The following is a 25,448-nucleotide window of genomic DNA, read 5'->3' on the forward strand; positions in this document are numbered from 1 at the left end:
TCTCTCGATAGATCACCTGGAGTGTAGGGAGTCTATTATATTACACGTTCGGTCAGCGCCATTGATAAGCAATGTTTGCGTATGCACCTTGCCGCTGTACTGGTGAATGCCTTTAAGCAGATCGCCATCCGTTACGCCCGTGGCGCAGAAGAGGATATCGTCACTTTTCACCAGTTCATCAAGCGTGTAGATCCGATTCACCTCAACGCCCATCATGGCGCAGCGACGACGTTCATCTTCGGCAATCTGACAATGCTCCTGCGTCTCCCCTTTTGCCTGGCTGAAATCAATTAATTCAGCCTGCATATCCCCGTCAAGCGCTTTAACGGCGCAGGCGGAGATGACCCCTTCCGGCGCACCGCCGATGGTGTACATCACGTCAAAAGGATTATCATGCTGGCAGGTCATCACGCTGGCCGCGACGTCACCGTCGGCCAGCGCAAAAACCTTCACGCCCAACCGGGTTGCCGCCTGAATGGCCGGTTTAAGCCGTGGCTTATCCAGTGTCACCATCCGCAGCGCCTCAAGCGGTTTGCCCAGGGCGAGAGCGACATTACGCAGATTTTCTTCAAGCGATAACGCCAGGTTAATCGCTCCACGCGCCCGCTGGTTTACCACCAGCTTTTTCATGTACATATCCGGGGCGTGTAGCAAACTGCCCTGCGGCGCAAAGGCCATCACCGCCAGCGCATTACTTTGTCCCATCGCCACCATGCGCGTGCCTTCAATGGGATCGACGGCGATATCCACCGCAGGACCACAACCGGTGCCCACTTCTTCGCCAATATAGAGCATCGGTGCGCGGTCGATTTCTCCCTCACCGATAACAATACGCCCCTGCATGGCGATGTCATTCAGCGCCCGGCGCATCGCCGTCACCGCCAGCCCATCAATTTTGTTCTTGTCGCCACATCCGGTTTGCGGCCAGGCGGCAAGCGCCGCCTGTTCCGTAATGCGAAAGAGCGGCCACGCCAGTGAAATCATTCCGCAGCCTCCCCGATATCGACGCCAAACTGCGCCAGCAGATATTTTTCTGCCTTCTCGTTCCAGATGCCGTGGGTCTCTTCCACCAGTTCAGCCAGCGCTTTAAATAGCGGGTCGGTTTTGCCCTTCTCAGCAAAATCAGCAATTGCCGTCAGCGGCATGGTGACACCGTTATAAATCAGCTTTTTGCCGCCCGGAATATCCGGCAGATTAAGCACCGTCTCCGGCACCGCATCCAGTCCGCCGATATGGGTGACCATAAAGGAGGGCTGAAGCTGGCCGGACGCACTCAGGGCAATCGCCTCTTTCATGTCATCCGTGGAGCCGCCGGAGGTGCCAACCACGTGGGTACTGTTGTAATGCACGTTATAGAAGTTAAACGGCACTTTGAAGTTTTTGTCCGTTGGCCCGGCAAAGAAGTTCAGGCAGCCATCTTCCGCCAGCAGTTCGTCGGCCAGTTCCACGACCGCAGGCACGGCGGCATAGACAAAGATATCGTCAAAGCCCGCATCGTCGGTCAGCGCACGCAGCGCCTGTACCGGATCGTTGACGCCTGTGGTATTCACATAAATCAGCTCAATACCTTTGCTGGCGGCCAGCTCAACCGGCAGCAGTTTTTGCACCTGCGCCAGCCGTTTTTCGTCGATATCGACCACCACGACTTTTGCCGGATTAACGCCGCCGTTAATCGCGTAATCAATCGCGCCAATGCCCATCGGCCCGGCGCAGGCCAGCAGCGCAATATTGCCACCCGGCTTCACGCCCATCCGGTGCTTATAAACATATTGCGTGGTGTGATAGTTGGCGTGATATGCGCCAATAATGCAGCACAGCGGTTCCGCCAGCGAGGCGGCGGCAAAATAAGAGCCGTGATACGGGAGCACGCAGCCGAGATTAATCGCGATTTCAGGGATAATCATATAAGTGGCGTTACCGCCAAAATATTCATAGCTATAACCTGCGGAATAACCGCTCGGCAAGCCCATCGCCGGTTGCAGAACAAAGCGCTGGCCCTTTTTATATTTACCGGTCAAATTTTTACCGACTTCAACAATAATACCTGCGCATTCATGGCCGGTGATCGCCGGATGGTTTTCCAGGTCGTCCGGCACACGTTTATGATCGCTGCCGAGTAATGCGGCTTTCCACGTTGATAAACAGACACTGTCGGAAATCACGCTGACCAGCAGTTCATTATCGGTAATTTCAGGCAAGTCGAATTCGCGGATGCGGACATCCCGCTTGCCATAAATAGCAGCAACTTTCGTTTTCATTTTTACCTCTGCGATCAGTTTTTATGTTCAGCGGTTAACTGATTAAATAATGTGTCGAGTTGTGGGTCGCCGATATAGTTATTGATCAACACCAGCGGCTTATTCGTAACGCGTTTCACTCGCCCTTCAAGACTGGAATGAGTCACCACCATATCAGCCGCTTCCGGCGTGTTTTCGATGGCAAAGTGTTTGACCTCAATACTCAATCCGGCTTTCTCAAGACGTTTACGGAAAGTGGTTGCCCCCATGGCACTCGATCCCATCCCGGCGTCGCAGACAAAGGCGATAAACTTCACGCGGCTCAGAGAAAATGCGCCTTCCTGTTTCATCGCTTTCACCGCGCTTGCCGACTGGGCAAACTCATCTTCAGACTCCGTTTCCGCCGTTTTTTCCATCTTCAGGATTAACGAGGTGATGACGAAGGAAACGAGAGCGCCTGCCGTGCCCCCGGCGATGGTGGCCAGGAAAGAGCCTTTCGGCGTCAGCGCCAGGTACGCGAAGATAGAACCTGGGCTTGGACCCGCCACCAGGCCGCCATCCAGCAAATTGAAGATCCACGTACCGGACATCCCGCCCGCAATCATCGCAATAATGGTCAGCGGCTTCATCAGTACATACGGGAAATAAAGTTCATGGATCCCGCCGAGGAAGTGGATAATCATCGCCCCTGGCGCGGAACGTTTACTCATTCCTTTGCCGAAGAAGGTGAACGCCAGCAGTAAACCCAGACCGGGACCGGGGTTAGAGGCCACCATAAAGAAGATGGATTTACCATCTACCGACGCCTGCTGCATTCCCAGCGGATAGTAGACGCCCTGGTCGATGGCGTTGTTCAAAAAGAGGATCTTCGCCGGTTCATTGATAACCGACAGCAGCGGCAAATAGCCCGCATGCACCAGCGCCTCAATACACTCTTTAACAAAGTTATTGGCAACGATGACCGCCGGGCCGATGATTTCAAATCCCAGCAGGCACAGCACCATACCGGCGATACCCAGCGAGAAGTTGTTAATCACCATTTCGAAGCCAGCGGGGATGCGTTTCTCCAGCGCTTTATCGATATATTTGATGACCAGACCGCCCAGCGGCCCCATGATCATTGAGCCGAGGAACATCGGAATTTCAGCACCCACGATAACGCCGATGGTGCCGATACCGCCCATCACCGCCCCGCGCTTACCGCCAATCAGACTGCCGCCGGTAGAGCCGATCATCACCGGCAGCAAATAGGTAATCATCGGGCCGACAATTTTGGCAAAATGCTCATTAGGCATCCAGCCGGTCGGGATAAATAATGCAGTGATAAAACCCCAGGCAATAAAGGCCCCGATATTCGGGATGACCATTGCGGTCAAAAAGCCCCCAAAAGCCTGGACCTTTGCACGAGCAGACTTATTTTCCATGATAATATCCTGTAAAGGAGAATAGAATTACGCGAGAGCGATAATATCCTCGAGTTGCGTTGCATTATTAGCGCTTAACATTAACTCCAGGGTTTCATCCTCACACAGTAATTCACTGAGTGCCTGAATAGCGCCGATATGCGAATCAGCTTGCGCAGCAGCCAGACCAATCAGCAATTTAACGGGTTCATTATTGTCGTCAAAATGCACTGGCTGCTTAAGTAAGATTAATGACAGTCCTGTTTTAGAAGCACCACATTCTGGTCTGGCATGTGGCATTGCCACGCCCGGAGCCAGAATATAATAAGGCCCATTACTGAGCGTTGAGTCTTTTATCGCCTGAATGTATTCAGAATTAATATATTGATGTCTGAGTAATGCATCCATCGAAAAATCGATGGCTTGCTGCCAGTCTTTTGCTGCCTCTTTTACTTCAATAGCCCCATCGGGGAAATAATCCCTTAGCCGCATAATGCGCCCCTTATTTTATTATCGGATACCGTTCTACGGTGAAAATAAAATACTCGTTGAACTCAACGAAATCAATGAGGCCACTCGGGCGGCGATCTTGTAACCCTGGTTTTTAAAACCAATAAATTCAAATAGATAAAAAATAGCAACCGAATAAATGTGATTTCACATGCAAATAAAGGACAAACATAAAAATAATATTTGCAATGTAGATCACATTTATAGACTTGCCATGATTTCGTTTAGTGATCTCACGCATAAAAAAGGGCCGCTTTCGCGGCCCGTTTCTGGTGTAAACGCGATTACAGCAGCGCTTTTGCCTGCGCCAGCACGTTATCAACGGTGAAGCCAAACTCTTCAAACAGCAGTTCAGCCGGGGCAGATTCACCAAAGGTGGTCATGCCGACGATAGCGCCGTTCAGGCCCACGTATTTGAACCAGTAGTCCGCAATGCCCGCTTCGATAGCCACGCGTGCAGAGACCGCTTTCGGCAGTACGGATTCACGGTAAGCCGCATCCTGCTTGTCAAATGCGTCGGTGGACGGCATGGAAACCACGCGCGCCTTCACGCCTTCAGCAGTCAGTTTTTCGTAAGCGGCAACCGCCAGCTCAACTTCAGAACCGGTGGCGATGAAGATCAGCTGCGGCTGACCGTCGCAGTCTTTCAGCACGTAACCGCCGCGGGCGATATTCGCCAGCTGCGCTTCAGTACGCTCCTGCTGCGCCAGGTTCTGACGGGAGAGGATCAGCGCGGTCGGGCCGTCCTGACGCTCTACGCCATATTTCCACGCCACCGCAGATTCCACCTGGTCACACGGACGCCATGTGGACATGTTCGGGGTCACGCGCAGGGAAGCGACCTGCTCTACCGGCTGGTGGGTCGGGCCGTCTTCGCCCAGACCGATGGAGTCGTGGGTGTAGACCATCACCTGACGCTGTTTCATCAGCGCTGCCATACGCACCGCGTTACGCGCATATTCGACGAACATCAGGAAGGTGGAGGTGTACGGCAGGAAGCCGCCGTGCAGGGAGATACCGTTGGCGATAGCGGTCATACCGAACTCGCGCACGCCGTAGTGGATGTAGTTACCGGCGGTATCTTCGTTGATTGCTTTAGAACCGGACCAGATAGTCAGGTTAGACGGTGCCAGGTCAGCGGAGCCGCCGAGGAATTCCGGCAGTAACGGACCGAAGGCTTCAATGGCATTCTGCGACGCTTTACGGCTGGCGATTTTGGACGGATTCGCCTGTAGCTTAGCGATAAATTCACTGGCTTTGGCATCGAAATCAGCCGGCATTTCACCTTTCATACGACGAGTGAACTCAGCGGCTTCCTGCGGGAAGGCTTTAGCGTAGGCAGCAAATTTCTCGTTCCAGGCAGACTCTTTGGCCTGGCCCATTTCTTTGGCATCCCACTGCGCGTAGATCTCAGACGGGATTTCAAACGGCGCGTGTTTCCAGCCCAGCTGCTCGCGGGTCAATGCGATTTCAGCATCGCCCAGCGGCGCACCGTGGGAGTCATGAGTGCCCTGTTTGTTCGGCGAACCAAAACCAATGATGGTTTTGCACAGCAGCAGTGACGGTTTGTCAGTAACGGCACGTGCTTCTTCAACCGCACGCTTAATGGATTCAGCATCGTGACCGTCAACGCCACGTACCACGTGCCAGCCGTAGGCTTCAAAACGCTTCGCGGTGTCGTCGGTGAACCAGCCTTCAATGTGGCCGTCGATAGAGATACCGTTGTCGTCATAGAAGGCAACCAGTTTACCCAGCTTCAGAGTACCGGCCAGAGAGCAGACCTCGTGAGAGATACCTTCCATCATGCAGCCATCACCCATGAACGCATAGGTGAAGTGGTCAACGATGTCGTGGCCCGGACGGTTAAACTGCGCTGCCAGCGTTTTCTCGGCAATCGCCATACCCACCGCGTTAGCAATACCCTGGCCCAGGGGGCCGGTAGTGGTTTCGACGCCTGCGGTGTAGCCCACTTCCGGGTGGCCTGGGGTTTTAGAGTGCAGCTGGCGGAAGTTTTTCAGTTCATCAATCGGCAGATCATAACCGGTGAGGTGCAGCAGGCTGTACATCAGCATGGAGCCGTGGCCGTTGGACAGCACGAAGCGGTCGCGGTCAGCCCAGGACGGGTTCTGCGGATTATGGTTCAGGAAATCGCGCCACAGGACTTCGGCAATGTCTGCCATGCCCATAGGGGCACCGGGGTGGCCGGATTTGGCTTTCTGTACAGCATCCATGCTCAGCGCACGAATAGCATTGGCAAGCTCTTTACGTGAGGACATTTTGACTCCAGATCGGATAAATGAAGGCTATGCCCGCAACGACTTGACGACAGCGCGTTTTGGGCTACGCCGGAAAAAAGTGCCAACAATGTAACCCAAGCGACAAGCCATGTACATGGAGCATCCTTTTATGAATTCAGAAATCTCCGGATCGCGCTCGCAGGTTGCGCAATCTCCTCGCTCGGGTGTTGTTCTTTTCTTTATACTTACGCCAGGCACTGGTTCGTTTGAAACCAGAACATTATCAAAATAAATATTTTACTTGTGCGGAAGAGATTAAATGAAAATGCGTTCAGCCTTGCTTGCCTTTGGGATCGCCACCGCTCTGACCGGCTGTCAGAATATGGACTCTAACGGTTTTTTAAGTTCTGGCGCAGAGGCGTTCCAGGCGTATACCCTCAGCGATGCTCAGGTGAAGGAGCTTAGCGACGAAGCCTGTAAAGAGATGGACGGCAAGGCGTCAATAGCGCCTTCCAGTAGTGAATACAGCAAACGTCTGGCCACTATCGCCAACGCCCTCGGGGACAATATCAACGGCCAGCCGGTGAACTATAAGGTCTATCAGACCAAAGACGTGAACGCCTTTGCGATGGCTAACGGCTGTATCCGCGTGTATAGCGGCCTTATGGATATGATGAATGATAATGAAGTAGAAGCGGTCATCGGTCATGAGATGGGTCACGTTGCGTTGGGGCACGTGAAAAAAGGGATGCAAGTTGCGCTCGGCACCAACGCCGTACGTGGTGCAGCGGTCTCCGCGGGCGGCGTCGTGGGTAGCCTGTCACAGTCGCAGCTGGGCGATTTAGGGGAAAAACTGGTGAACTCGCAGTTCTCCCAGCGCCAGGAATCGGAAGCGGATGATTACTCCTACGATCTGTTGCGCAAACGCGGCATCAGCCCGGCGGGTCTGGCCACCAGCTTTGAGAAACTGGCAAAACTGGAAGCGGGCCGTCAAAGCTCTATGTTTGACGATCACCCGGCCTCCGAAGCGCGCGCCCAGCATATTCGCGACCGCATGGCGGCGGACGGGATTAAGTAAAGTTGAGCCGGAGCTTGTTGAGTCTGGCGCAATAATGCCGGGTGGCGGCTTCGCCTTACCCGGCCTACAAAACCCGATATATCAGACAGTTACACCCATTAACAAACCTGCGTCACCAGGCAAAACACTCACCACCTGAGCGCCAGCCACGTAGGCCCGCGTAAGCGAAGCGCCACCGGGCAAACCACCCTCCGCCTGAACGCCAGCCCACCCCGTAGGCCCGCGTAAGCGAAGCGCCACCGGGTAAAAACACCCTCCGCCTGAACGCCAGCCCACCTCGTAGGCCCGCGTAAGCGAAGCGCCACCGGGCAAAGCACCCTCCGCATGAGCGTCATACCACCGCGCTATGCCGGGTAAACAATGTCACCCGGCACAACACTTTTACTCGCCTTTCTTCGCTGCCTGAATGTACAGCATTTCCAGCGCCAGGGTCGCTGCCGCCAGCGCGGTGATTTCAGACTGGTCGTACGCCGGAGCCACTTCCACCAGATCCATCCCCACGATGTTCAGGTCTTTCAGACCACGCACCAGTTTGATAGCGCGATCGGTAGTCAGGCCGCCAATCACCGGCGTCCCCGTCCCCGGTGCAAATGCCGGGTCCAGGCAGTCGATATCAAAGGTCAGATAAACCGGCATATCGGCCACGATCTGTTTCACCTGCGCAATAATGTCGTCAACCGTGCGATCGTTCACCTGGCAGGCGTCGAGCACGGTAAACCCGTTATCTTTATCAAATTCAGTGCGAATACCAATCTGCACGGAGTGGTTCGGGTCAATCAGCCCTTCTTTCGGCGCGGTGTAGAACATGGTGCCGTGGTCGAATTCGCAGCCGTTAGAGTAGGTATCAGTGTGGGCATCAAAATGCACCAGCGCCATTTTACCAAAGTGCTTCGCATGGGCACGCAGCAGCGGCAGCGTGACAAAGTGGTCGCCGCCGAAAGAGAGCATACGTTTACCCGCTGCCAGCAGTTGCTCCGCATGGGCCTGCAATTTTTCGCTCATTTCGCGCGCGTCACCGAAGGCATACACCAGATCGCCACAGTCAACCACGTTCAGGCGTTCACGCATATCGAAGTTCCACGGGAAACGGCAGTGTTCCCACGCCAGATTGGTGGAAACCTGACGGATCGCGCCCGGTCCATGACGGCTTCCTGCACGACCTGACGTTGCCATATCAAACGGAACGCCGGTAATCACCCAGTCGGCATCGCTGTCATACGGCTGGAAATTCAGCGGCAGACGCAGGAAACCGAAGGCGTTAGACACCAGGGAATTATCGTATTGATGACCTAAAGTGCTCATGTTCTGACCTCATGCAGAGTCGATACAGTAAAAAAATATGAAAAAAAATCCCTTCCGCGTCGTTAAACCCGACGAGAAAGGGATTGATTCGTATAGTGCTTGTTGACGCGAATTATCGCCGTTAATTCAACCGGGTTCAAGTGAGTATAGCAAAGCAGCCCCGGTAAAATGTCGCGCCCGGATGGCCGCTTCGCCTCGCCGGGCACCGGCGATTACTCGTCTTCCAGATACGTGTACCCGTACAGCCCCGCCTCAAACTCTTCGAGGAACTGCTGCTGTAGAGCTGCATCCAGATCGGTCTGTTTCACCTGATCGCGGAAATGCGTCAGCAGGGTATTCGGATCGAGCTGCACGTATTGCAGCATATCCGCCACCGTATCCCCTTCATCAGACAGCTCCACTTCTACGCTGCCATCCGGGAAGACAAACACGTCAACCGCTTCGGTATCGCCGAACAGGTTATGCATGTTGCCGAGGATCTCCTGATACGCGCCGACCATAAAGAAGCCCAGCATCGGCGGGTTCTCCGGATCGTACTCCGGCATCGGCATAGTAGTGGCAATGCCGTCGCCGTCGATATAGTGATCGATAGCGCCATCGGAGTCACAGGTGATATCCAGCAGCACCGCACGACGTTCCGGCACCTGATCCAGCCCTTCCAGCGGCAGCACCGGGAACAGCTGATCGATCCCCCACGCATCCGGCATCGACTGGAACAGCGAGAAGTTGACGTACATCTTGTCCGCCATCCGCTCCTGCAATTCGTCGATGATAGGACGGTGCGCGCGGTTGCTTGGATCAAGCTGCTTTTGCACCTCATGGCACATACTCAGGTAAAGCTGCTCGGCCCAGGCGCGCTCCTGAAGACTGAACGTGCCGGATGAGTAACCGATGTGAATATCGTGCAGATCCATCTGGCTGTCGTGCAGCCATTCGCGCAGCGAGCGGCGGGTGCCTGGCTCATGCATCTCCTGCCAGGTCTCCCACATGCTTTGCAGCGCGCGCGGCGCATCTTCCGTCGGTGCCGTGGGAACGGTGTATTCGTTACGCTCCACGCCGATGATGTTGGAAACCAGCACCGTGTGATGCGCGGTAACGGCACGACCCGACTCGGTGATCACCGTCGGGTGTGGCAGACCGTGCTCTTCGCAGGCGTCGCCGATGGCCCAGATAATGTTGTTAGCATATTCGTTCAGACCGTAGTTCACCGAACAGTCGGACTGCGAGCGCGTCCCTTCATAGTCCACGCCCAGACCGCCGCCAACATCGAAGCACTGGATGTTCACGCCCAGCTTATGCAGTTCAACATAGAAGCGCGACGATTCACGCACGCCCGTGGCGATATCGCGGATATTCGCCATCTGGGAACCGAGATGGAAGTGCAGCAGTTGCAGACTGTCCAGACGCCCGGCTTCGCGCAGGGTTTCCACCAGTTGCAGCACCTGCGTCGCCGCCAGACCGAACTTGGATTTTTCACCACCGGAGGACTGCCACTTGCCGGAACCCTGCGACGCCAGACGCGCACGCACGCCCAGGCGCGGGATCACGTTCAGACGTTCAGCCTCATCCAGCACGATGGCGATTTCCGACATCTTCTCGATGACCAGATAGACCTTGTGGCCCATCTTCTCGCCAATCAGCGCCAGACGAATGTATTCACGGTCTTTGTAGCCGTTACAGACGATCACGCTGCGGGTCATCCCGGCGTGCGCCAGCACCGCCATCAGCTCGGCTTTAGAACCCGCTTCCAGCCCCAGCGGTTCACCGGAGTGGATCAGCGACTCAATAACGCGACGGTGTTGGTTGACCTTAATCGGGTAAACGAGGAAGTAATCGCCGTTGTAGCCGTAGGATTCACGCGCACGCTTGAACGCAGCGTTAATAGAACGCAGACGATGTTGCAGGATCTGCGGAAAGCAGAACAGTGCGGGCAGACGCTGCCCCTGCGCTTCACGGGCTTTCACCAGTTTAGCGAGGTCAACGCGCGCTTCCGGGACGTCAGGGTCCGGACACACGCTGATGTGGCCCAGCTCGTTAACGTCATAGTAGTTATTACCCCACCAGGCAATATTGTATGTGCGCAGCATCTTGCTGGCTTCCTGGGAGCTCATCGCAACCTCCTGCATAGAACGTAGTACACCTTGTTCGCCTGCTGACGAAGGCGAAGATGAAATGTCGTCAGACATAGCGAACCTCAAATTGTGTCGAAAGTGTAAAACAGCAAACTACTATCGCAGCCCAAAGGCGCGATAACAACCCATAAACAGTCTGATTCTCCAGCAGAAAATACTGAAGCGCCGACTGCGCGACCGGTTTCTTGTTCATATCATTGTAAAACACGTACCCGAACTTAGGTATGACGGTTCGGAGAAACCACGAGAAAACTCTTGTTCAACAAGAGCGCCCTTGTTCAGATTTCAGAGACAGTGACCAGCCCTTGAATCCTGAGAAGCACCGAGATGGGTGGAACATCGGCAGGTTTGCCTGGATGAGATGCAGATGGCGGAAAATAAGCGCACACCAGAACGGTGCGGCTGCGCGAACGGCGTCCAATGGTTCATTGTTTCGTATCACCTCCACGCCAACCGGTTCAGTCAGCGACAAGCCAAAGCTAAAGTTTTAACCCGGCTGGAAGTGGCGACACGAACAGATTCGTCGTGCGCTTTTTATATAAGCCGCGCGCGGCGTTTTATACCTGGATTATCCATGAAAAGCAAAACATAAATCAGCGTTATGCCAACGCAACCACAATACCTTTTCATCACGTTTGCCCGATAATGCGACATAACTCAAAAAAAACTGGAAATCGGGTGAAGAACTGACCTAAAATAGCCGTCCAGATGTTAATCCATCTATACAGATTAACACTCAGACTGCCAGTGCCATAAACCTGCACGTCCTGGTAGAGATATCCACCATGGCTACTCCGCATAGCAGTTTGAGCAAACCGACTTCTCCTTGGGTGAAATTAAACATGGCAAAACACCTTTTTACGTCTGAGTCCGTTTCAGAAGGGCATCCTGACAAAATCGCTGACCAAATCTCTGATGCCGTGCTGGATGCGATCCTCGAACAGGATCCGAAAGCACGCGTCGCCTGTGAAACCTACGTAAAAACCGGCATGGTTTTAGTGGGTGGTGAAATCACCACCAGCGCATGGGTGGATATCGAAGAGATCACCCGTAAGACGGTCCGCGAAATTGGCTATGTGCATTCCGACATGGGCTTTGATGCGAACTCCTGCGCCGTGCTGAGCGCGATTGGCAAACAATCCCCGGACATTAACCAGGGCGTTGACCGTGCCGATCCGCTGGAACAGGGCGCGGGCGACCAGGGCCTGATGTTTGGCTACGCCACCAACGAAACCGACGTGCTGATGCCAGCGCCAATCACCTACGCACACCGTCTGGTACAGCGTCAGGCTGAAGTACGTAAAAACGGCACCCTGCCGTGGCTGCGCCCGGATGCGAAAAGCCAGGTCACCTTCCAGTATGACAGCGGCAAAATCGTCGGCATCGACGCTGTTGTTCTGTCTACACAGCATGCGGAAGATATCGATCAGAAATCGCTGCAAGAAGCGGTGATGGAAGAGATCATCAAGCCGGTGCTGCCGACCGAATGGCTGAACAGCGCGACCAAATTCTTCATCAACCCGACCGGACGTTTTGTTATCGGCGGCCCGATGGGCGATTGCGGCCTGACCGGGCGTAAAATCATCGTCGATACTTACGGCGGCATGGCTCGTCACGGCGGCGGCGCATTCTCCGGTAAAGACCCGTCTAAAGTGGACCGTTCAGCGGCTTACGCGGCACGCTACGTGGCGAAAAACATCGTTGCCGCAGGTCTTGCGGATCGCTGTGAAATTCAGGTCTCCTACGCCATTGGCGTGGCAGAACCGACCTCCATCATGGTGGAAACCTTCGGCACCGAAAAAATCGCTACCGAACAGTTAACGCTGCTGGTGCGCGAGTTCTTCGACCTGCGTCCGTATGGCCTGATTCAGATGCTGGATCTGCTGCACCCGATCTATAAAGAGACCGCGGCTTACGGTCACTTTGGTCGTGAACATTTCCCGTGGGAAAAAACCGATAAAGCACAGCTGCTGCGCGATGCGGCTGGCCTGAAATAATCGGCTATCCCCCTCTTCTACAAAGCCAGCCTTGCGCTGGCTTTTTTCTTTTCTCGGGTTGAATAACCTGCCTTTTTCAGCAGGCGTTCTATACTGATCAGGCTTGTCATAGCCGTATAATGAAACCGATTACACCTCATTTTGGCTGACAACTTAGGGCGTTTTTTTGCTGTCTGTGCAAATTTTGCCATTCGTTACATTTCATTTCGGTTTAATCTGAAATCGCCTCTACAGACGCTACAAATCCCAACATAAAGACTATAGTTTCAACCGGTTGTAAACTTACCATTCTTGACACTTATGTAACCGATTACACTGATGTGATTGATCTCACATATTTTAGCGGCGTACTGACCTACTATTCAGGTCAAATAAATTTGATACCACAACTGGAGGGCACCATGCCTGACAATAAAAAACATGGGCGTTCTAACAAGGCGATGACTTTTTTTGTCTGTTTCCTTGCCGCTCTGGCCGGACTGCTTTTTGGCCTTGATATTGGTGTGATCGCAGGCGCATTACCTTTTATCACCAATGAATTCCAGATCAGCGCACATACCCAGGAATGGGTGGTGAGTTCCATGATGTTCGGCGCGGCAGTGGGTGCGGTCGGCAGCGGCTGGCTCTCCTTCCGTCTCGGACGTAAAAAAAGCCTGATGATTGGCGCGATACTGTTTGTGCTCGGCTCGCTGTTCTCTGCCGCTGCGCCAAACGTGGAAGTGCTGATTATCTCCCGCGTTCTGCTGGGCCTGGCGGTGGGCGTCGCTTCCTATACCGCGCCGCTCTATCTTTCAGAGATCGCGCCGGAAAAAATTCGCGGCAGCATGATTTCCATGTACCAACTGATGATCACCATCGGGATTTTAGGGGCTTATCTCTCTGATACCGCGTTCAGCTACAGCGGCGCATGGCGCTGGATGCTGGGTGTAATCATCATCCCGGCGATCCTGCTGCTGATTGGTGTCTTCTTCCTGCCGGACAGCCCGCGCTGGTTTGCGGCTAAACGCCGCTTCCACGATGCCGAACGCGTGCTGATGCGCCTGCGTGATACCAGCGCCGAAGCAAAAAATGAACTGGAAGAGATCCGCGAAAGCCTGAAGGTAAAACAGAGCGGCTGGGCGCTGTTTAAAGAGAACAGCAACTTCCGCCGTGCGGTGTTTCTTGGCGTGCTGCTACAGGTGATGCAACAGTTCACCGGCATGAACGTCATTATGTATTACGCACCGAAAATCTTTGAACTGGCTGGGTATACCAATACCAATGAGCAGATGTGGGGCACGGTTATCGTTGGTTTGACCAACGTGCTGGCGACCTTCATCGCTATCGGTCTGGTGGACCGCTGGGGCCGTAAACCGACGCTGACGCTGGGCTTCCTGGTAATGGCCGTGGGCATGGGGATCCTGGGTACGATGATGCATATCGGTATTCACTCGCCGTCTGCGCAGTACTTCGCTATCGCCATGCTGCTGATGTTTATCATTGGTTTTGCGATGAGCGCCGGTCCGCTGATTTGGGTACTGTGTTCTGAAATCCAGCCGCTGAAAGGCCGCGATTTTGGCATCACCTGCTCGACGGCAACCAACTGGATCGCCAACATGATCGTCGGCGCAACGTTCCTGACCATGCTCAATACGCTGGGCAACGCCAATACCTTCTGGGTGTACGCGGGTCTGAACGTGCTGTTTATCCTGCTGACCCTGTGGCTGGTGCCGGAAACCAAACACGTCTCGCTGGAGCACATCGAACGTAACCTGATGAAAGGCCGTAAGCTGCGCGATATTGGCGCGCATAACTAAGCCCTGATGCTTCCTCCCGCCAGGGAGGAAGCTTCTTATTGCACTCCCTTCCCCGCCGTTTTATCCTCTGGCGTTATGAAAACCTCCCGTCTCCCTATCGCCCTCCAGCAAGCCGTTATGCGCAGCCTGCGGGAAAAACTCGCCCTCGCCAATCACAAGCTGGATCGTCACTATCCGGAGCCGAAGCTGGTCTATCAACAGCGTGGCACGACGGCGGGCACCGCCTGGCTCGACAGCTATGAAATTCGCCTCAACCCGGTGCTGTTGCAGGAAAATCAGCAGGCGTTTATCGATGAAGTCGTACCGCACGAGCTGGCGCATTTGCTGACATGGAAACATTTTGGCCGCGTCGCGCCGCATGGCAAAGAGTGGAAATGGATGATGGAAAGCGTGCTTGGTGTTCCCGCCCGCCGTACCCATCAGTTCGAACTGGAATCAGTGCGCCGCAACACCTTCCCTTACCGCTGCCAGTGCCAGCAGCATCAGCTTACCGTGCGCCGACATAATCGGGTGGTACGCGGTGAAGCGACCTACCGCTGCGTCCACTGCGGCGAACTGCTGGTGGCCGACGCATAAATTAAGCGCGATCCGGAAATTTTCTGTTCTGCCTGATTGCATCTGACAACTGCTTTCGTTACGTTGCGTGCTCTTATTGAGATGGAGTTCACGATGTACCGTACCTGTCGTTTTTCCCTGTTCCTTTTGCTTCCTTTACTGGTGAATCCACTCCACGCCAAAGAGATCACCAGCTTCGCCCAGGCGAAAGCTGCGGGTGTCAACGTTAACGCTGACGTTCCCGGTGATTTTTACTGCGGCTGCCCGATTCACTGGCAAGGGAAGAAAGGCGTTATCGATCTGGAAGCCTGTGGCTATAAAGTGCGTAAAAATGCCAATCGCGCCAGCCGCGTGGAGTGGGAACATGTGGTGCCAGCGTGGCAGTTCGGTCATCAGCGCCAGTGCTGGCAGGACGGCGGGCGGAAAAACTGCACTAAAGATCCCGTCTATCGCAAGATGGAAAGTGATATGCATAACCTGCAACCGGCAGTCGGTGAAGTAAACGGCGATCGCGGCAACTTTATGTATAGCCAGTGGAATGGCGGCGAAGGTCAGTATGGGCAGTGCGCCATGAAGGTCGATTTCAAAAACAAACTTGCCGAACCACCCGCACGCGCTCGCGGCGCGATTGCCCGGATCAACTTTTATATGCGTGACCAGTATAAACTCAGCCTTTCACGCCAGCAGACTCAGCTCTTTACAGTCTGGGATAAACTCTACCCGGTGACAAAATGGGAATGCGAGCGCGACGAACGTATTGCGCGCGTGCAGGGGAATCACAACCCTTATGTCCAGCGCGCTTGCCAGGCGCAAAAGAGCTAACCTACACTAGCGGGTATTATCATTACTGGACTGTTAGCTTTATGCGTAAACCCCGCATTTATCACCCTGCCCCGCTAAGCGTGGGCCAGGACGTCGCGCTCAGCGACGACGCCGCGAACCATGTTGGTCGCGTACTGCGCATGACCGCCGGTCAGCCCGTGCAGCTTTTTGACGGCAGCAACCAGGTGTTTGACGCTGAAATTACCCGCGCCGATAAGAAAAACGTCATCGTTAACGTGCAAAGTCGCGAAGCCGACAATCGTGAATCACCGCTGCATATTCATCTGGGACAGGTGATGTCACGCGGCGAAAAAATGGAATTTACTATCCAGAAATCGATCGAACTGGGTGTAAGCCTCATTACGCCACTTTTTTCTGAGCGCTGCGGCGTTAAACTGGATGCTGAACGTCTGAACAAGAAGATCCAGCAGTGGCAGAAAATCGCTATTGCTGCCTGTGAACAGTGCGGTCGTAATCAGATCCCGGAGATTCGTCCGGCGATGGATCTCGAAGCCTGGTGCGCCGAGCCGGATGAGGGGCTGAAACTGAATCTGCATCCGCGCGCCAGCGCCAGCATTAACACGCTGCCGCTGCCGGTTGAGCGGGTACGCCTGCTTATTGGACCAGAGGGCGGACTCTCCGCCGACGAAATTGCTATGACCGCACAATACCAGTTTACTGATATTCTGCTGGGACCTCGCGTTCTGCGCACTGAGACCACTGCGCTCACCGCCATTACCGCCTTACAGGTGCGTTTTGGCGACCTGGGCTAACGGAGAACAAGAATGATTAAGCTCGGCATCGTGATGGACCCCATCGCAAACATTAACATCAAGAAAGACTCCAGCTTCGCTATGCTGCTGGAAGCACAGCGTCGCGGCTATGAGCTTCATTATATGGAGATGTCCGATCTCTATCTGATCAACGGCGAAGCCCGCGCACGCACGCGTCTGCTCAGCGTTGAGCAGAACTACGACAAATGGTATGAATTCAGCGGCGAACAGGATCTCCAGCTTGCCGATCTCGATGTCATCCTGATGCGCAAAGATCCGCCGTTTGATACCGAGTTTATCTACTCCACCTACATCCTTGAACGCGCGGAAGAACAAGGCACGCTGATCGTTAATAAGCCGCAGAGTCTGCGCGACTGTAACGAAAAGCTTTACACCGCCTGGTTCTCCGACCTGACGCCGGATACGCTGGTGACTCGCAGCAAAGCGCAGTTGAAAGCATTCTGGCAGAAGCATACTGATATCATTTTAAAACCGCTGGACGGCATGGGCGGCGCGTCTATTTTCCGCGTGAAGGAAGGCGATCCCAACCTTGGCGTGATCACCGAAACGCTGACCGAGCACGGGACCCGCTACTGCATGGCACAGAATTATATTCCGGCCATTGTTGATGGTGACAAACGCGTACTGGTGGTAGATGGCGAGCCGGTCCCCTACTGCCTGGCACGCATTCCGCAGGGCGGTGAAACGCGTGGCAACCTCGCTGCGGGTGGCCGTGGTGAACCGCGTCCGCTGACCGACAGCGACTGGGAAATTGCCCGCCGCGTGGGTCCGTTGCTGAAAGCCAAAGGGCTGATTTTTGTCGGCCTTGATATCATCGGCGACCGCCTGACCGAAGTGAACGTCACCAGCCCGACCTGTATTCGCGAAATCGAAGCGCAGTTCCCGGTCTCGATTACCGGTATGCTGATGGACGCCATCGAAAAACGTCTGGCGAAGTAATTTGCGTTGCGGGCGGATGAAATAAACCGCCGCCCTTGCAACACCTTATCGCGGGAGGGAACCCGCTGCTCTTCCTCCACTGGCTAGTGACAGCGTGGTACTTTCCCCGCATACTGAGCGTTGTTGCTTTTTTGAACCAGGAAACCGAACCTCTGACAATGAATTTACAGCATCACTTTCTGATTGCCATGCCTGCGCTCCAGGATCCTCTCTTCCGTCGTTCTGTGGTCTATGTCTGCGAATATAACGACGAGGGGGCGATGGGGATTATTATTAATAAGCCCCTGGAAAATTTGCAGGTGGAAGGCGTTCTGGAAAAACTGAAGATTACGCCTGAACCGCGCGATCCGGCGATTCGTCTGGATAAACCAGTCCTGCTTGGCGGCCCGCTGGCGGAAGATCGCGGTTTTATCCTGCATACGCCACCCGCGTCTTTCTCCTCCAGTATTCGCATCTCCGATAACACCGTCATCACCACCTCGCGGGACGTGCTGGAAACGCTGGGTACTCACGATCAGCCTGTCGATGTGCTGGTCGCACTGGGCTATTCCTCTTGGGAGAAAGGCCAGCTTGAGCAGGAGCTGCTGGATAACGCCTGGCTGACCGCGCCTGCGGATCTCAATATTCTGTTTAAAACGCCGATTGCCGATCGCTGGCGCGAAGCGGCAAAGCTGATTGGTATTGATATCCACACCATGCCTGGCGTGGCGGGACACGCCTGATGAGTGGAACCCTTCTCGCCTTTGATTTCGGCACCAAAAGTATTGGCGTGGCGATTGGTCAGCGCATTACCGGTACCGCCCGTCCGCTTAACGCGATTAAAGCCCAGGACGGTACACCCGACTGGACGCTCATCGAACGTCTGCTTAAAGAGTGGCAGCCTGACACGGTGATTGTTGGCCTGCCGCTGAATATGGACGGCACCGAGCAGCCGCTAACAGCGCGGGCGCGTAAATTTGCGAACCGGATCCACGGCAGATTCGGCGTGACGGTGACGCTGCACGATGAACGGTTAAGTACCGTAGAAGCGCGCGCTGGCCTGTTCGAACACGGTGGCTTTCGCGCGCTGAATAAAGGCAGCGTCGATTCTGCCTCGGCGGTGATTATCCTGGAGAGTTACTTCGAACAGGGTTTTTAGTTAAATGCACCCTGTGCGGTCCGGGTTGACTGGTCACGCAGGGAAGCATTTGTCCAGCTTACCGCCTGCGTTCTGTTTTTAACGTTGAGCTTACGGAAAATATTATATAAATGCGTGCGTACGGTATTTTCGCTGATAAACAGCGCGCGAGCGATATCCACGTTCGACGCGCCGCAGCGTAATTCATTGAGAATTTCATATTCGCGTTCGGTAAGCGAAATATTCTCGTAACGATCGCTATCCCGCTCGTCCGTGTATGCCTGGATAGTACCGGGCAATTCAGACACCTCGCCGTTTACTATCGCCTTAATACCCGCAAGAATATTTTCCTGACTATCATCATAGCTAAATATCCCGCACAGCGTGGGCCAGCGCGCCATGTCAAAAAGCGTGTGTTGCTGGGCACTATTTAAAATGATAACGCGCAAATCATCGGTTTGGGTCTGCAAAATATCACACCAGATGCCGGTTAATTTTTTATTCGACACGGCAACATCGAATAATACGATACTGCCATCAGGCAAACGCTGATCTAACGGCTTGTTTATATTCTGCAAACGGACGGGAACAGAAAGCGTTTCGGTCAGATAACTGGCAAAAGACCGGGATTGTACGGAAGGGCATGTAATAATAACCATCTGCTGCGATGCACTTAATCCATTATCCTGCTGAAACATCCTGATTCTCCTTTAAACGTAGATTGTCTCGCCATTAACGTCACGGACGCTTCCCTCGCCTCGCAAAGGTCATCTCATGATTTAAGCGAATTCCTGAGGCAATCCTATCACCGGGTCTGAAGGGGAATAAGCCAGCCTGATGGACGAGGGCTAATCGGCATCGGCGGCAGGCTCTCGATCCGGGTCACGTTTTTAGGATCTGCTATTGCAAAACCACGAGTGTTTCTATAAAAGAAACAAATCAGAAAGCGATTAACTGCGCTGCCAGCGTTTGCAGTTCAAGGTGGCGTGCCGCAATGGTTTCAGCGTCCGGCTGCCACATTCCGGCGAAGGCCAGCGCAGCAGAATGCGCGCCCAGCGGCTGAGCGATAGAGACTTCACCATCCTGGTGGTGCCAGATGACGCTCCCCTGCTCTCGCTGCTGCCGGAGGTGCGGGGCCAGCTGCTGCCACTGCTCGGCGGAAAAGCGTTTAGTGAGTTCGTCGTCGGATTCGGCCGCCAGCAGGCTCATGCCGATCACCGACTGCCACGCGGGCAGCATATGAAACCCCGCCAGCGCCTGACTGATCTGATGGCCGGGTTCAGAGTGATAAATGTAGATCACCTGATCCTCCCACAGAACCCCCATGGCGACCACGATATCGCGTGGGGCATGACGCTCAAGAATGGGCAGCGCCTGAGAAAAGAGAGCTGAACCGCGTATCGCCTGCGCTGCCAGCGCATGAATGCCCGGCCCCGGCAGATAGCGCCGCTGTTCATCCTGTCTCGTCAGCCCGATGGACGCCATGGTCATCAGCAGACGATTTACGCGGGTCGTGTTAATGCCCATAAGACGTGCCAGTTCGCGGCAGCCAATGGCGCGGCCGCTGGATACCAGATATTGCAGACAGCGAATGCCGTCAATCAGGCTTTGATTCGGTTGAGATGACATAGCAGTGATGGTCCGCGTCGGGCTTAAGCAAACTACAGATTCTAGCGCCAGTTGAGAAGGATACAAGACCATGAAAATCTTTAACCAGACCGACAGCAGAGCCTTCCCCACGCAGCATTTGCGCACCGACCTGCTGGTCGCAGGCGGCGGGCTGGCGGGGCTGTGCGCTGCGCTTGCCGCTGCCCGTGCGGGTATCGACGTGATCCTGATTCAGGATCGTCCGGTGCTGGGAGGGAACGCGTCCAGCGAAGTACGCCTGTGGGCTAACGGTGCCACCTCGCATATGGGCAATAATAATCGCTGGGCGCGTGAAGGCGGGATCATGGGCGAGATCCTTGAAGAGAACCTGTGGCGCAACAAGGAAGGTAATCCGGTGATGTTCGATCTGCTGCTGCTGGACATCGCGCAGCGCCAGCCGGGTCTGACCCTGTTGCTGAATACCGCCATCTCTGCCGTACAAAAAGAGGCCCGGCGCGTCACCAGCGTCAGCGCCTTTAACCCCATTAATGAAACCTTTTATGAGGTAAGCGCTGCACAGTTTTGCGACGCTACCGGCGACGGTGTGCTCGGTTATCTGGCTGGCGCAGAGTTTCGCGAAGGCGCGGAGGACATAGATGAACTCGGCGAAAAAATGGCACCGGGCGATAATTTCGGGCATAAGCTGGGCCACTCTATCTACTTTTATACCCGTCAGACCACTGCGCCGGTGAACTTCGTCCCGCCCTCTTTCGCGCTTAAGGATATCACCACTATCCCGCGCTATAAGCGGCTGACCTCCACCCTTAACGGCTGCGACCTGTGGTGGCTGGAATGGGGAGGCCGACTGGACACGGTTCATGCAAGCGAAGAGATCAAATGGGAGCTGTGGAAGATCGTCTGGGGCGTCTGGGATCATATTAAAAACTCCGGCGAGTTTCCCGAGGCGGAAAACATGACGATTGACTGGGTGGGCGTGATCCCCGGCAAACGGGAGAGCCGCCGCTTTGTTGGCGATCACCTGCTGAGCCAGCAGGATATTATCGAGCAGCGCGATCATTATGATGCGGTAGGCTACGGCGGCTGGTCTATTGATCTCCATCCCGCCGATGGCGTATACAGCACCCACGATGGCTGCCGTCAGTTTCACAGTAAAGGCACCTACACGATCCCCTGGCGCAGCCTGTACAGCCGCTCGCTGGACAACCTGTTCCTGACCGGCCGCCTGATTTCCGCGTCCCACGTTGCCTTTGGCAGCGCCCGCGTGATGTGTACCTGCGGCCTGCTGGGCGAGGTGGTGGGTCAGGCTGCCGCCCTGTGCCAGACGCAGCAACTGACGCCGCGCGAACTGGCGCAGCACGACCGCATCGGCACGCTTCAGCAGCAGCTTCAGGCCAGCGGCTTTTATATTCCGCGCCAGTGGCTCAGCGATCCGGCGCAGGGCGCAAGCGTGCGGGTCAGCAGCGAGCTGGAGCTGAGCGCATTACCGGCTAACGGCCAGTGGCATTCGCTGGCGGAACGGATGGCGCTGCTGGTGCCGATTAACGCCGGAGAGACGCTTCCCGAATTAACCTTTACGCTGCGCGGCGCTCATCCCCAGCCGCTTACCGTTGAGCTTCTCGGTAGCGAGCGCGCCGGTAACTTTACGCCGGAAATACACCACGCCTCCTGCGAATTACAGATCGACGGCGAGCGCGATTACCGCTGCAATTTCAGCTGGCAAAGCGATCGCGACCAGTACCTGTTTATCGCGTTTGCCGCCCAACCCGGCGTGGAGATCGCCCTGACCGACCGCCATCTCCCCGGCCTGATGACCGTATTTAACAGCCTGAATGCCAGAGTAGCGAAACATACGCGCCAGGTGGTCGACGGCGACTATGGTGTGGATGAATTTGATTTCTGGCTACCGGGCCGCCGTCCGCATCAGATAATGCCCGCCCTGCGTTTTGCCACACCGCTACGCTGCTTCAGCGCGCAAAACCTGCTTAATGGCCGCCTGCGCCCTGAACAGCAGAGTAATGCGTGGGTGCCCGCCGTAGAGGATGCCAACCCGGTCGTGCGCTGGCGCTGGCCGCAGCCGATAACCCTTAATAGCCTGACGCTGGTGCAGGATAACGACTTTGATAACGCCATGGAAACCGTGCAGATGGGGCACTATCACGCGGTGACGCCGCATTGCGTGACCCACTACCGCCTGTGGGCGGATGACGCCCTGCTGGCGGAAGTTACGGATAATCATCACTCGGTCTGCCATCACTCGTTAAGCTCGCCACGTGAAGTACAGGAGATCCGCCTGGAAATCCTTGCCACCGCGGGCGCGTTACCGGCGATCTATTCACTGAATGTCCGCTAAAGCAGCCCGGCCGCTACCCGTTGCTGGTAACTTTGCGTAAAGGTCTGCATCCCCATCTGCTGCCCGGTTTGCATCACGCCGGGTAGCTGGTGCGTTTTGCCCTCGCGGATCAGATTAGCGACGGCGGGCGTATTCACCAGCAGTTCAAACAGCGCCACCCGCGTATTTTGCGGGCTGCACTGAAGCTTTTGCGCCACCACCGCGCACAGGCTTCCGGCAAGCTGGCTGCGCACCTGCTCTTTCTCCTGAGCGGGAAAGACATCGACCAGCCTTTCTACCGCCTGAGCTGCTCCGCGCGTATGCAGCGTCGCCAGCACCAGATGCCCGGTTTCTGCGGCGGTCAACGCCAGACGGATGGTTTCGCTGTCGCGTAGCTCACCGAGCAGAATGACGTCCGGATCTTCACGCAATGCCGCGCGCAGCGCCGCAGCAAAAGAGTCGGTATGGCGACCCACTTCCCGCTGCTGGATCAGGCAGCGCTGACTGCAATGGACAAACTCAATCGGATCTTCCAGCGTCAAAATATGCCCGTCCAGATGGTGATTCAGGTGATCAACCATCGCCGCCAGGGTGGTCGATTTACCGCTTCCGGTTGCCCCGGTCACCAGAATCAGCCCGCTCTCTTCATTTAATAACTCCGGCAGCGCGGCGGGAACACGCAGGTCGGCGAGGTGCGGCGTTTCAGTGGGGAGCAATCGAAGCGCAAGCGACGCGCCCTGACGATGAATAAAAGCGCTGGCACGCAGCCGCTGCTGGTCCGGCAACGTGATGGCGAAATCCACCTGCCCGCGAGTGAGCTGCGCCATCTGCGCCTCATCCAGACAGTCATTAAGCACTTTTTCAACGTCAATGGGCGCAAAAGGCGCAGGTTCCAGTTTCCCTGACCGTCGCCAGCGTGGCGGCCAGGCGTTGCACAGGTGTAGATCCGAGACGTTATGCTTTACACTAAGGGTCACGATTTCTTCCATATCCATACCATCATCCTCTGAAAATGAACGACATTGCGCATAACCTGGCACAGGTCAGGGATAAAATCTCCGCCGCTGCATCGCGTTGCGGCCGTGCTTCAGAAGAAGTTACGTTGCTTGCAGTCAGTAAAACCAAGCCTGCGAGCGCCGTCGCAGAAGCCATCGCTGTCGGACAGCGGGCCTTTGGTGAAAATTATGTGCAGGAAGGCGTGGAAAAAATCCTCCACTTTCGCGAAGGGGGCGTGGAAGGGTTGCAGTGGCACTTTATCGGGCCGTTGCAGTCCAACAAAAGCCGTCTGGTGGCGGAGCATTTTGACTGGTGTCATACGGTCGATCGCTTGCGCATCGCCAGCCGTCTGAGCGAACAGCGTCCGGCGCATCTGCCGCCGCTTAACGTCTTGATTCAGGTGAATATCAGCGATGAAGAGAGTAAGTCAGGCGTTTCTCTGGCGGAAATCGACGCGCTGGCGGATGCCATTGTTGAGTTAAAGGGCGTGACGCTGCGCGGATTAATGGCGATCCCCGCGCCAGAGTCAGATTATGTAAGGCAGTTTGCGGTAGCAGGCCAAATGGCTGTAGCATTTACACGGCTAAAAACACGCTATCCCACGGTAGATACCCTGTCGCTGGGCATGTCAGATGATATGGATGCTGCCATTGCGGCAGGTAGCACCATGGTACGCATCGGCACCGCGATTTTCGGTGCACGCGACTACACAAAAAAATAAGGAAAACTGAGGAACGCCATGAAGACGTTGACTTTCCTGCTCTCAACAGTCATTGAACTGTATACGATGGTGCTACTGCTACGCGTCTGGATGCAGTGGGCACGCTGCGATTTCTATAATCCTTTTTCGCAGTTTATCGTCAAGATCACCCAACCGGTCGTCGGACCGTTACGCCGCTTTATTCCGTCGATGGGGCCTGTTGACAGCGCCTCGCTGCTGCTGGCGTTTATTTTGTGCGTTATCAAAGCCATCGTGCTGTTTATGGTGGTCACCTTCCAGCCAATTATCTGGATTGCCGCCGTCCTTATTCTGCTGAAAACCATTGGTCTGATGATTTTCTGGGTACTGCTGCTAATGGCGATCATGAGCTGGGTGAGTCAGGGCCGTAGTCCGGTGGAGTTTGTGCTGATGCAACTGGCCGATCCGCTGCTGCGCCCGATTCGCAAGCTTTTGCCTTCGATGGGCGGTATCGATTTCTCGCCGATGATCCTCGTCCTGCTGCTGTACATGATTAATATGGGTATCGCCGAATTACTGCAAAGCACGGGTAACATGCTGTTGCCGGGGCTGTGGATGGCACTATGAGTGCCGTTATCACCTGCTCAGACGGTCTGGTTTTGCGGCTCTATATTCAGCCGAAAGCCAGCCGCGACAGCATTGTGGGTCTGCATGGCGACGAGGTAAAAGTCGCCATCACCGCCCCGCCGGTTGACGGTCAGGCTAACGCCCATTTGGTTAAATTTCTTGCCAAACAGTTTCGCGTGGCGAAAAGCCAGGTGGTGATTGAAAAGGGCGAACTGGGCCGTCATAAACAGGTTAAAATTATTCATCCGCAACAGATCCCGACGGAAGTCGCGGCGCTAACAGAGTAAATG

General features: G+C 55.1%; 24 protein-coding genes. 13 read left to right on the top strand and 11 right to left on the bottom strand.

Translation table 11 applies throughout. The annotated features are described in order from the left end of the window. Window positions 1–12: 12 nt before the first annotated feature. The 5 genes from glpX to tkt form a co-directional block, all read right to left on the bottom strand. Window positions 13–984 (bottom strand): class II fructose-bisphosphatase, encoded by a 972-nt coding sequence (gene glpX, locus INT84_RS20750; RefSeq protein ID WP_194208325.1) that lies wholly within the window; start codon window positions 982–984, stop codon window positions 13–15. Continuing rightward, window positions 981–2,258: a zinc-binding dehydrogenase gene (locus INT84_RS20755; protein WP_194208326.1), complete on the bottom strand. Its 1,278-nt coding sequence runs from the start codon at window positions 2,256–2,258 to the stop codon at window positions 981–983. The genes glpX and INT84_RS20755 overlap by 4 nt, the downstream gene beginning before the upstream one ends. Window positions 2,259–2,272: 14 nt before the next feature. Further along, entirely contained in the window at window positions 2,273–3,661 is a 1,389-nt protein-coding gene (locus tag INT84_RS20760) for a PTS mannitol transporter subunit IICB (protein ID WP_194208327.1), read from the bottom strand. Between the two features lie 27 nt (window positions 3,662–3,688). Further along, window positions 3,689–4,132: a PTS mannitol transporter subunit IIA gene (gene cmtB / locus INT84_RS20765; RefSeq protein ID WP_194208328.1), complete on the bottom strand. Its 444-nt coding sequence runs from the start codon at window positions 4,130–4,132 to the stop codon at window positions 3,689–3,691. A 302-nt stretch (window positions 4,133–4,434) separates the two neighbouring features. After that, window positions 4,435–6,426, bottom strand: a complete 1,992-nt coding sequence (gene tkt / locus INT84_RS20770; protein WP_194208329.1) for a transketolase — start codon at window positions 6,424–6,426, stop codon at window positions 4,435–4,437. A 280-nt stretch (window positions 6,427–6,706) separates the two neighbouring features. Here tkt and INT84_RS20775 point away from each other — a divergent pair, with 280 nt between their 5' ends. Then, window positions 6,707–7,465 (top strand): M48 family metallopeptidase, encoded by a 759-nt coding sequence (locus INT84_RS20775; RefSeq protein ID WP_194208330.1) that lies wholly within the window; start codon window positions 6,707–6,709, stop codon window positions 7,463–7,465. Between the two features lie 381 nt (window positions 7,466–7,846). Here the strand turns inward: INT84_RS20775 and speB are convergent, their stop codons facing one another. From speB to yqgB, 3 genes are all read right to left on the bottom strand, one after another. Continuing rightward, window positions 7,847–8,767 carry an agmatinase gene (speB, locus tag INT84_RS20780; RefSeq protein WP_194208331.1) on the bottom strand — a complete coding sequence of 307 codons (921 nt, stop codon included), beginning with the start codon at window positions 8,765–8,767 and terminating at the stop codon, window positions 7,847–7,849. 212 nt (window positions 8,768–8,979) lie between these two features. Then, entirely contained in the window at window positions 8,980–10,953 is a 1,974-nt protein-coding gene (speA, locus tag INT84_RS20785) for a biosynthetic arginine decarboxylase (protein ID WP_194208332.1), read from the bottom strand. Next, the gene (gene yqgB / locus INT84_RS20790) at window positions 10,946–11,092 is read right to left on the bottom strand and encodes an acid stress response protein YqgB (RefSeq protein WP_176917320.1); all 147 of its coding nucleotides are present in this window, start codon (window positions 11,090–11,092) and stop codon (window positions 10,946–10,948) included. Before yqgB ends, speA begins: the two co-directional genes overlap by 8 nt. Window positions 11,093–11,741: 649 nt before the next feature. Between yqgB and metK the strand changes: the two genes are divergently transcribed. The 8 genes from metK to ruvX all read left to right on the top strand — a co-directional run bounded on the left by metK (window position 11,742) and on the right by ruvX (window position 18,940). Continuing rightward, window positions 11,742–12,896, top strand: a complete 1,155-nt coding sequence (gene metK, locus INT84_RS20795) for a methionine adenosyltransferase (RefSeq protein ID WP_194208333.1) — start codon at window positions 11,742–11,744, stop codon at window positions 12,894–12,896. Window positions 12,897–13,297: 401 nt separating this feature from the next. Further along, entirely contained in the window at window positions 13,298–14,692 is a 1,395-nt protein-coding gene (gene galP, locus INT84_RS20800; RefSeq protein ID WP_194208334.1) for a galactose/proton symporter, read from the top strand. Between the two features lie 75 nt (window positions 14,693–14,767). Continuing rightward, a complete protein-coding gene (locus tag INT84_RS20805; protein ID WP_194208335.1) occupies window positions 14,768–15,268 on the top strand; it encodes a SprT family zinc-dependent metalloprotease in 501 nt (166 codons plus the stop codon). 93 nt (window positions 15,269–15,361) lie between these two features. Further along, window positions 15,362–16,069 (top strand): deoxyribonuclease I, encoded by a 708-nt coding sequence (gene endA / locus INT84_RS20810; protein WP_194208336.1) that lies wholly within the window; start codon window positions 15,362–15,364, stop codon window positions 16,067–16,069. A gap of 41 nt (window positions 16,070–16,110) precedes the next feature. Continuing rightward, complete coding sequence (gene rsmE, locus INT84_RS20815) at window positions 16,111–16,842, top strand: 16S rRNA (uracil(1498)-N(3))-methyltransferase (RefSeq protein WP_176917315.1); 732 nt, start codon at window positions 16,111–16,113, stop codon at window positions 16,840–16,842. A gap of 12 nt (window positions 16,843–16,854) precedes the next feature. Beyond that, window positions 16,855–17,802 (top strand): glutathione synthase, encoded by a 948-nt coding sequence (gene gshB, locus INT84_RS20820; RefSeq protein WP_176917314.1) that lies wholly within the window; start codon window positions 16,855–16,857, stop codon window positions 17,800–17,802. A gap of 158 nt (window positions 17,803–17,960) precedes the next feature. Beyond that, window positions 17,961–18,524: a YqgE/AlgH family protein gene (locus tag INT84_RS20825; RefSeq protein WP_176917313.1), complete on the top strand. Its 564-nt coding sequence runs from the start codon at window positions 17,961–17,963 to the stop codon at window positions 18,522–18,524. Next, window positions 18,524–18,940, top strand: a complete 417-nt coding sequence (gene ruvX / locus INT84_RS20830) for a Holliday junction resolvase RuvX (protein WP_194208337.1) — start codon at window positions 18,524–18,526, stop codon at window positions 18,938–18,940. Before INT84_RS20825 ends, ruvX begins: the two co-directional genes overlap by 1 nt. On the opposite strand, the gene INT84_RS20835 is transcribed toward ruvX, so the two are convergent. Together INT84_RS20835 and INT84_RS20840 are read right to left on the bottom strand one after the other, a co-directional pair. Next, entirely contained in the window at window positions 18,937–19,617 is a 681-nt protein-coding gene (locus INT84_RS20835; RefSeq protein ID WP_194208338.1) for a LuxR C-terminal-related transcriptional regulator, read from the bottom strand. The genes ruvX and INT84_RS20835 overlap by 4 nt on opposite strands. 241 nt (window positions 19,618–19,858) lie before the next feature. Next, entirely contained in the window at window positions 19,859–20,548 is a 690-nt protein-coding gene (locus INT84_RS20840; protein ID WP_176917311.1) for an IclR family transcriptional regulator, read from the bottom strand. 70 nt (window positions 20,549–20,618) lie between these two features. Here INT84_RS20840 and INT84_RS20845 point away from each other — a divergent pair, with 70 nt between their 5' ends. After that, window positions 20,619–22,877 (top strand): FAD-dependent oxidoreductase, encoded by a 2,259-nt coding sequence (locus INT84_RS20845; RefSeq protein ID WP_194208339.1) that lies wholly within the window; start codon window positions 20,619–20,621, stop codon window positions 22,875–22,877. Here the strand turns inward: INT84_RS20845 and INT84_RS20850 are convergent. Continuing rightward, window positions 22,874–23,851, bottom strand: coding sequence for a type IV pilus twitching motility protein PilT (locus INT84_RS20850; RefSeq protein ID WP_194208340.1), 978 nt, complete (start codon window positions 23,849–23,851; stop codon window positions 22,874–22,876). The genes INT84_RS20845 and INT84_RS20850 overlap by 4 nt on opposite strands. A gap of 17 nt (window positions 23,852–23,868) precedes the next feature. Between INT84_RS20850 and INT84_RS20855 the strand changes: the two genes are divergently transcribed. The 3 genes from INT84_RS20855 to yggU are packed head-to-tail and all read left to right on the top strand — an operon-like array spanning window position 23,869 to window position 25,445. Continuing rightward, the gene (locus INT84_RS20855; protein WP_194208341.1) at window positions 23,869–24,573 is read left to right on the top strand and encodes a YggS family pyridoxal phosphate-dependent enzyme; all 705 of its coding nucleotides are present in this window, start codon (window positions 23,869–23,871) and stop codon (window positions 24,571–24,573) included. A gap of 18 nt (window positions 24,574–24,591) precedes the next feature. Further along, complete coding sequence (locus tag INT84_RS20860; protein WP_194208342.1) at window positions 24,592–25,158, top strand: YggT family protein; 567 nt, start codon at window positions 24,592–24,594, stop codon at window positions 25,156–25,158. Next, window positions 25,155–25,445, top strand: a complete 291-nt coding sequence (gene yggU, locus INT84_RS20865; protein WP_176917306.1) for a DUF167 family protein YggU — start codon at window positions 25,155–25,157, stop codon at window positions 25,443–25,445. Before INT84_RS20860 ends, yggU begins: the two co-directional genes overlap by 4 nt. Window positions 25,446–25,448 lie beyond the last annotated feature (3 nt).

This window comes from Superficieibacter sp. 1612_C1, from assembly GCF_015234305.1.
GTDB lineage: Bacteria > Pseudomonadota > Gammaproteobacteria > Enterobacterales > Enterobacteriaceae > Superficieibacter.

Coding starts and splice junctions, on each gene's coding strand:
- INT84_RS20840 (WP_176917311.1), bottom strand. CDS start 20,548: ATGTCATCTCAACCGAATCAAAGCCTGATTGACGGCATTCGCTGTCTG.
- metK (WP_194208333.1), top strand. CDS start 11,742: ATGGCAAAACACCTTTTTACGTCTGAGTCCGTTTCAGAAGGGCATCCT.
- speA (WP_194208332.1), bottom strand. CDS start 10,953: ATGTCTGACGACATTTCATCTTCGCCTTCGTCAGCAGGCGAACAAGGT.
- rsmE (WP_176917315.1), top strand. CDS start 16,111: ATGCGTAAACCCCGCATTTATCACCCTGCCCCGCTAAGCGTGGGCCAG.
- INT84_RS20860 (WP_194208342.1), top strand. CDS start 24,592: ATGAAGACGTTGACTTTCCTGCTCTCAACAGTCATTGAACTGTATACG.
- INT84_RS20775 (WP_194208330.1), top strand. CDS start 6,707: ATGAAAATGCGTTCAGCCTTGCTTGCCTTTGGGATCGCCACCGCTCTG.
- yggU (WP_176917306.1), top strand. CDS start 25,155: ATGAGTGCCGTTATCACCTGCTCAGACGGTCTGGTTTTGCGGCTCTAT.
- INT84_RS20850 (WP_194208340.1), bottom strand. CDS start 23,851: ATGGATATGGAAGAAATCGTGACCCTTAGTGTAAAGCATAACGTCTCG.
- ruvX (WP_194208337.1), top strand. CDS start 18,524: ATGAGTGGAACCCTTCTCGCCTTTGATTTCGGCACCAAAAGTATTGGC.
- INT84_RS20825 (WP_176917313.1), top strand. CDS start 17,961: ATGAATTTACAGCATCACTTTCTGATTGCCATGCCTGCGCTCCAGGAT.
- speB (WP_194208331.1), bottom strand. CDS start 8,767: ATGAGCACTTTAGGTCATCAATACGATAATTCCCTGGTGTCTAACGCC.
- yqgB (WP_176917320.1), bottom strand. CDS start 11,092: ATGAACAAGAAACCGGTCGCGCAGTCGGCGCTTCAGTATTTTCTGCTG.
- cmtB (WP_194208328.1), bottom strand. CDS start 4,132: ATGCGGCTAAGGGATTATTTCCCCGATGGGGCTATTGAAGTAAAAGAG.
- galP (WP_194208334.1), top strand. CDS start 13,298: ATGCCTGACAATAAAAAACATGGGCGTTCTAACAAGGCGATGACTTTT.
- gshB (WP_176917314.1), top strand. CDS start 16,855: ATGATTAAGCTCGGCATCGTGATGGACCCCATCGCAAACATTAACATC.
- endA (WP_194208336.1), top strand. CDS start 15,362: ATGTACCGTACCTGTCGTTTTTCCCTGTTCCTTTTGCTTCCTTTACTG.
- tkt (WP_194208329.1), bottom strand. CDS start 6,426: ATGTCCTCACGTAAAGAGCTTGCCAATGCTATTCGTGCGCTGAGCATG.
- INT84_RS20760 (WP_194208327.1), bottom strand. CDS start 3,661: ATGGAAAATAAGTCTGCTCGTGCAAAGGTCCAGGCTTTTGGGGGCTTT.
- INT84_RS20855 (WP_194208341.1), top strand. CDS start 23,869: ATGAACGACATTGCGCATAACCTGGCACAGGTCAGGGATAAAATCTCC.
- INT84_RS20835 (WP_194208338.1), bottom strand. CDS start 19,617: ATGTTTCAGCAGGATAATGGATTAAGTGCATCGCAGCAGATGGTTATT.
- INT84_RS20805 (WP_194208335.1), top strand. CDS start 14,768: ATGAAAACCTCCCGTCTCCCTATCGCCCTCCAGCAAGCCGTTATGCGC.
- INT84_RS20845 (WP_194208339.1), top strand. CDS start 20,619: ATGAAAATCTTTAACCAGACCGACAGCAGAGCCTTCCCCACGCAGCAT.
- glpX (WP_194208325.1), bottom strand. CDS start 984: ATGATTTCACTGGCGTGGCCGCTCTTTCGCATTACGGAACAGGCGGCG.
- INT84_RS20755 (WP_194208326.1), bottom strand. CDS start 2,258: ATGAAAACGAAAGTTGCTGCTATTTATGGCAAGCGGGATGTCCGCATC.